This is a genomic window from Priestia sp. P5_B4, assembly GCF_056400385.1.
In genome coordinates, this window is record NZ_JBFULJ010000166.1 from 1 (window position 1) to 6,416 (window position 6,416).

Sequence of the window (6,416 nt, forward strand, 5' to 3'; positions counted from 1 at the left end):
CTCTTTTTATAAAATTTTTTATTCAAATTTAAAAAGAATAGGAGGAGATGAAAATGGAACGAACTGCAAAGAGAGTTGTAGGGATATACAAATCTGAGCAAGAAGCCATTGCAGCTGTAGAAGATCTTAAAAATCAAGGGTACGCTACACGTGACATCTCCATCATCGGGCAAGACAGTAGAGAGGTAGATAGAGTAACAGAAGAAACAGATACTGAAGTGGTTGATGGAATTGCAACAGGTGCCCTAACTGGTGGAGCTCTTGGTGGGCTAACAGGTTTATTAGCAGGAGCTGGTGCACTTGCTATTCCAGGAATAGGACCGATTGTTGCCGCGGGACCAATTGCAGCCGTGTTAACTGGCGCTGTAACGGGTGCAGGAGTTGGAGGATTAACAGGAGCTCTTGTTGAAATAGGTCTTTCTAAAGATGAGGCTGAATACTATGGTAACTCAGTCAAAGAAGGAAATATCTTAGTACTCGTTGATGAAAAAGAGCAGTTTGGTAAAAATAGAGAGCAAAAACCACCTCTATCCGGAAGAATTTTTTAAATTTGAATAAAAAATTTTATAAAAAGAGTTCTCTAATAGATGATGGGACTGACCCCAGAGAGTAAAATAAATAAAACTACTGGCGCATGTGTGTCAGTAGTTTTTTTAGGTTAAATAGTACGTAGATAAGAGCCTTGCATTTTAGAATTTAAACACTTCATGAGTAGTATGCTCCAGATGTGAAAACTTATTACTCTTACTAACGAAGAATACAGATTTTCACTTATTATCATGTGCCAACCTATCTTCTACTTTCCTTTTAAGAAATTTTTATATTAATGATAACCAAACAGAAAACCTCTAAACACTTAACGCCACTATGTTTTCTGTAACATATATTTACTTCATTATACAAAATTAATATTCTTTATATAACGGAGTAAATATATAAACTAACTTATAAAAAATATAGTTTTAACTTTTACTCTTAGTGACGACAAATATGGCCTATGTCGATTATCTATAACGATTATTATTATTCATCCTATTATTTCTTGCGGCTTCTGCATATCGTGCCATTGATGCATGTGCCATTGATGCATGAGTGGATTCAAATGGATTATTACTGTGTTCTTCTCGTGTTAATCTTGTCGCAACAGTTGAATTACCAGAAGGTCTATCTGAACCATCTTCATCATGATCTGCTCTGTAAAAAGTAGGACCACTAACTGGTGGGGTTACATGTGTATCAAGATCATCAACATCATCAAATGGATCTCCACCACCAGTACCATTATCACCTGTTTTTGGTGGTTCATGACCTTCATTTGCCTCATCTGGTATAAAAATCACCTCCTACATATATTATTTGAATCGATAAAAAAATCATAAGAGGTTATTTATGTAAGTGGTTTAAAAGATGATTTATTTGATAAGAATGTTGTTATACCTTCCGAGGGTAGTTCACGTGAATGACCTTCTATATGATGGCATGATATAGATAGAAGGTCTTTCAACAAATGTACAAAGATGGTATACTAAACACCACCACACACACATTTTGTGTTTATTTTTGGTGAGAGAGAGTAACTTTAAGGTTGCTCTCTTTTTCATTAAATGGTATAATCTACAAAATAAAAAAAGATTCTACATGGTTTTAGTTTTGTAAGATAAAACTTATCGGAGAACCACCTTACTTCTGTAGGGTGGTTTTTTCGTGCTATTTTTCTGGATGGTAGCCGAGGTTTGCATTTACTTTTCCACTTAGACCATCATTATTAGCAGGAATCTTTTTACTATTTGATTTTGGTACATCTACTGGTTGGATATTTCCACCATTAGTATCATAACTATTACTATGGTTGTTATTATGTGTTGAACCATATTCTGGCATAAAAACACCTCCTAGATGTATTATTTGAAAATTTGAAGATAAAATAAGAGGTAGTATGAGGAAATTACTAATACAACTATTCATGAAAAGACTTTTAATTTTGCGTATGAGTTCGCTAGCAACACGATTTGAGGCAAAAAAAAGCTATTTTTTGCTTTATAGAAAATTAAGAATGTATAGCTTATACAATTTATTATATATAAAAGGACATCACTATAGAATGATGCTCCTTTTTATTCAGTAGACATTATTAAACACCTACTTTTATAATGGCCGTGCTTAAATAGGTAAAGAGCTTGTGACAGAAAAAATTTATATTTTATTGTAGATAAATTTTCTTTAGAGTGCTACTGAAGTCAAAAAATAAAGTGAACATTTATTTTTTTAGTGGAGTAAAACAGTTCGTATAAGTATATGTGATTAATTGAACGTTCGTAATGTGATTTAAAATGTAAACGAACGTTAAAATTGATAGTTTTATTTTTAAAACCTCACGTCCGTAAATGTATACTTTTATGAACTATATATTTTGTGTTATTGTTAAATTTATACAAATGATCCTACTTTAAATTTAGGTTTAAATACTATATCCATAATTGCAGAAAAAACCTATTCCCTGGTGCTGTGATGTGGGAATAGGCTCAATGAGTTAAGATGACATTTCGAAAAATCTCCAATTAACATGCCTTTTTTATTTTACAACAAATCAAAGTAGAAAACGATTACATTTTTTGTTTTAAACACAAAAAATTCGCAGCTTAGAAAAGATGGCAGACTCGTTGGAGTTTGGTTTCAAGAACCAATATGCACGAGTATATTATTTTTCCTTTATCAATTCCCTTATCCCTATTTACATAATAAAAAGAAAAGCTACCGATAAAGGATCAGTAGCTTTTCTTTTTATTATGTATCGTATGCAGATTCAGCCCCATCCGTATATAAATCCCATTATTATACATAATAATAAACAAATATACTTTCTCAAAAGGGGCTTTCGATAGTGAATAGAGAACAAGTCATTGAAATTTATCAAGATGTTCTAGAGAAGAGAAGAAAACGATTTCCCAATTATTTCTTTGTAGGTAATGAAGGAAAAAAATATATGCGCTATATGACATGCTATTTACTTGAGCAACGCTTATCGATCCCTATCGAGGAAATCCCTTTTCAAGTAAGCGCCAATACATTGTGGTCTCATCGTCTCAGACCCCCTGCAATGCTTTATGGATGGAATTATTATGAAGTCATTGATAATGCCTACCCAGGAAGGTTTAAACCCTGGCAGTTCCAACAAGCTCCTGATAAATATTGGGATGGAGAAGAAGGAAAGAGAAGAGCTATTGAGGCAGTAAGATATGTAATAGAGGAAAAAATGAAGATTCCTATGGAAGAAATACCCTTTCAGGTTAATTTTCATTTTTTTAAACAACATGGTTTAGGTGGCGCCTTTACTCTTTTAGGCTATTCCCCTTTTCAAATAGTTGAAGCTATTTATCCTGGTGTCTTTAGGCCTTGGCAATTTGCTCATGTTCCCATGAATTGTTGGAAAAATGAAGAATATATTCGAGAGGCAATGGATGATTTCTTATTCAAACAGCTTCATTTCTCTTCCTATCATGAGGCTTTTCTCCAATTAAAAGGAAGTCATTTTACAGATTTTCAGTTAACTGGTCTCTTTCAAATGGCGTTTGATTCCAGAATGAATAATGTAAGGGAATGGATAAAAAACCAACTAAATAATCTAGATGATGAATTACTTTATGTGAACCATTGATTAATAAAAGAAACGATTGAACGGATAGCCTGAGCTACATTCCTATTATTTTTATCTCCTATTTAAAAAAATAGCGACTTATAAGTATATAGTTACTTGCTTTGCTTTTTCTTCTTCATAAAAAGATATAAAGATTCAGCAAAAAAAAGAAAAAGAAGAAAAAAGAGTACAAATAATTCAGCAACCTCCATTACCCTAAATGGACTCACGGCGTTGTACAACGCCTGAGAAACATCAAATCCTTGGAGAATATCGATGCCTAAAGAAAAGCCCATTAAGCATCCCATCATTAAAAGACTAATACCCATGATTTTCATATTTATCACGCTCCATTTAATAGGTTCTTCTCTTTCTTCTATGATGATACATAAATATTTATTGTTAATTTTTACATAAAAAAACTCTTATATGGTTAAAGTAATAAAAATTGAAAGAAGGGTGCTTAAATCTATGCCTTCKTTTTTTAAAGATCGCAAACCAAAAAAGAAACGACCACAGGATGACGAAAATCAAACTACTGATCACCCAATAGAACGGATACAAGTTTCATTATCGGACAACCTTAACATGATTAAGCAGAAAACCGGAAATAGTTCAGATGTTGTTATTCGTGAGATAAAAATGGGGAGCAATTCCGATATTAAAACAGCCATTGTCTATGTAGATGGAATTGTAGACAATCAGTCGATTCAAGAGTATCTACTGCAATCTATGATGAAGGATGATCATAAAGGAGAAATAAATCAGTACAATGCGTTAGACCTGCTTTCTGAAGATATGATGACCATTGGAAATATATCGTCCGTCACTAACTTGGATGACCTGTTTGCATCTTTAATGGCAGGCGATACTCTTATTTTAATAGACGGAGTAGACCGAGCACTGAGCGCTAGCACTAAAGGTGGAGAAAAGCGTTCTATTGCGGAATCTACTACCCAAAYGGTGGTGCGAGGGCCAAAAGCAGCATTTACCGAGTCTCTTGGGACCAATACAGCTATGGTACGCCGTATCATTAAGACCCCCGATTTATGGATGGAGTCTTTAAAAGTTGGACGTGTAACAAAGACAGATGTGACGCTTATGTACATACATGGCATTGCCAATGATAAAGTCGTTAAAGAAATTCGTCAGCGATTACATCGTATTGATATCGATAGCATTTTGGAATCAGGTTATATTGAACAGCTAATAGAGGATCAAACATTCACCCCTTTTCCAACTATGTACAACACCGAAAGACCTGACGTTGTAGCCGGGAACCTGTTGGAAGGACGGATTGCTATATTTGTGGATGGGACCCCTTTTGTACTGATTGCGCCTGCTTTGTTCATGCAATTTTTCCAATCGGCTGAAGATTATTATGCGCGTTTTGACATTGCAACCTCGATTCGTCTTTTGCGTATTTTTATGTTTATGATTTCTTTAATTGCACCTGCTACTTATGTCGCCGTTACAACTTTCCACCAGGAAATGGTGCCAACTACGCTCATTGTAGCCATTGCAGCACAAAGGGAAGCTGTTCCCTTTCCAGCATTTGTGGAAGCTCTTCTCATGGAATTAACTTTTGAAATTTTACGGGAAGCAGGGATACGCTTACCCAAAGCTATTGGTTCAGCCGTATCCATTGTCGGGGCCCTTGTAATTGGCCAAGCAGCCGTTCAAGCAAGTATTGTGTCACCAGCAATGGTTATTATTGTATCCATCACAGCCATTGCGAGTTTTGCCACACCATCTTTTGATATGGCGATTTCGGCCCGTTTAGTTCGTTTTTTGTTTATGATTGGTGCAGCAACATTTGGTTTCTACGGCATTATTTTGTGCCTTCTAATGATGGTTGTTCATCTATGCAGTTTACGTTCCTTTGGGGTACCCTACATGGCTCCATTTGCTCCCTTCATCCCCGTAAATAATGGAGATACTATCGTAAGATTACCGTGGTGGACGCTGAGACAAAGACCACGATTAATTACTGCTAACACGGTTCGAGAAGGATCAAATCAAAACCCGCACCCCCCTGCATCTCGTGGTATGGTGAATCGCGATTTTGAAGAAGGTGACAACAATGAAGCGTAAAGGAGTTTTTCTTTTATTGATGATGACGGTAACCATCTTGCTCACCAGTTGTTGGAGTAAAAAAGAGTTAACGGACCTTGCCATCGTGGCAGCTCTGGGCGTCGATAAAACAAAAGATGGAAGATATCACATAACGCTCCAAATTATTAACCCAGGGAACGTGGCTGGTATACAAGGAGGGGGAGGCGGTACTCAAAGCCCTCCTATTACCATTTATTCAGCTTCAGGAGACAATATAGTCGAAGCAAGTAGACGAGCTTCAGGCAGAATCTCTCGACGATTGTATTATGCTCATACAAACTTGGTCGTGGTTGGTGAAAAACTGGCCAAAGAAGAAGGAATTAATACATTAGTGGATGCGTTTGATCGAGATCCAGAATTTCGAAATACTTCCACCCTCGTGATTGCCAACCATTCGTCCGCAGCTGATCTTGTGAAAACGTTAACACCAGTTGATAAGATTCCAGCGAATAAAGTGCTAAAAACCTTAGAATTTACGGAAAGAAAATGGGGAGAGAATGTAAAAACATCGCTTCAAGAGGTGATGAAGAGCCTTGAATCTCCCGGAAGAGGAACTGTCGTATCAGGATTTCGTCTAGATGGGAATCCCCAGCAAGCACAAAAGCTAGATAACCTGCAGGAAAGTGCACCCGCGGCAACGCTTCGAGCTTCCGGAATTGCCGTTTTA

The 6,416-nt window shown here is 36.2% G+C and carries 7 protein-coding genes; 4 read left to right on the top strand and 3 right to left on the bottom strand.

The window, feature by feature from the left end:
• Nucleotides 1-53: 53 nt before the first annotated feature.
• The gene (locus AC1DRF_RS13995; RefSeq protein WP_427076914.1) at nt 54-548 is read left to right on the top strand and encodes a YflT domain-containing protein; all 495 of its coding nucleotides are present in this window, start codon (nt 54-56) and stop codon (nt 546-548) included.
• Between the two features lie 456 nt (nt 549-1,004).
• On the opposite strand, the gene AC1DRF_RS14000 is transcribed toward AC1DRF_RS13995, so the two are convergent.
• Together AC1DRF_RS14000 and AC1DRF_RS14005 are read right to left on the bottom strand one after the other, a co-directional pair.
• Nucleotides 1,005-1,340: a hypothetical protein gene (locus AC1DRF_RS14000; RefSeq protein WP_427076913.1), complete on the bottom strand. Its 336-nt coding sequence runs from the start codon at nt 1,338-1,340 to the stop codon at nt 1,005-1,007.
• 367 nt (nt 1,341-1,707) lie between these two features.
• Nucleotides 1,708-1,881 carry a hypothetical protein gene (locus AC1DRF_RS14005; RefSeq protein ID WP_192998306.1) on the bottom strand — a complete coding sequence of 58 codons (174 nt, stop codon included), beginning with the start codon at nt 1,879-1,881 and terminating at the stop codon, nt 1,708-1,710.
• A 1,000-nt stretch (nt 1,882-2,881) separates the two neighbouring features.
• On the opposite strand from AC1DRF_RS14005, the gene AC1DRF_RS14010 reads away from it, so the two are divergent.
• A complete protein-coding gene (locus tag AC1DRF_RS14010; protein WP_427076912.1) occupies nt 2,882-3,655 on the top strand; it encodes a DUF4046 domain-containing protein in 774 nt (257 codons plus the stop codon).
• A 92-nt stretch (nt 3,656-3,747) separates the two neighbouring features.
• Here the strand turns inward: AC1DRF_RS14010 and AC1DRF_RS14015 are convergent, their stop codons facing one another.
• A complete protein-coding gene (locus AC1DRF_RS14015) occupies nt 3,748-3,972 on the bottom strand; it encodes a YczF family membrane protein (protein ID WP_050688697.1) in 225 nt (74 codons plus the stop codon).
• A 133-nt stretch (nt 3,973-4,105) separates the two neighbouring features.
• On the opposite strand from AC1DRF_RS14015, the gene AC1DRF_RS14020 reads away from it, so the two are divergent.
• Both AC1DRF_RS14020 and AC1DRF_RS14025 read left to right on the top strand, forming a co-directional pair.
• Nucleotides 4,106-5,728 carry a spore germination protein gene (locus AC1DRF_RS14020; RefSeq protein WP_477740959.1) on the top strand — a complete coding sequence of 541 codons (1,623 nt, stop codon included), beginning with the start codon at nt 4,106-4,108 and terminating at the stop codon, nt 5,726-5,728.
• Nucleotides 5,718-6,416 (top strand): Ger(x)C family spore germination protein (locus AC1DRF_RS14025; RefSeq protein WP_477740960.1); only part of this gene is annotated, 699 nt, incomplete at its 3' end. The genes AC1DRF_RS14020 and AC1DRF_RS14025, both read left to right, overlap by 11 nt.

Excerpts from the sequence above, each read along its gene's own strand:
- AC1DRF_RS13995 (WP_427076914.1), top strand. The coding sequence starts at position 54 with ATGGAACGAACTGCAAAGAGAGTTGTAGGGATATACAAATCTGAGCAA.
- AC1DRF_RS14015 (WP_050688697.1), bottom strand. The coding sequence starts at position 3,972 with ATGAAAATCATGGGTATTAGTCTTTTAATGATGGGATGCTTAATGGGC.
- AC1DRF_RS14005 (WP_192998306.1), bottom strand. The coding sequence starts at position 1,881 with ATGCCAGAATATGGTTCAACACATAATAACAACCATAGTAATAGTTAT.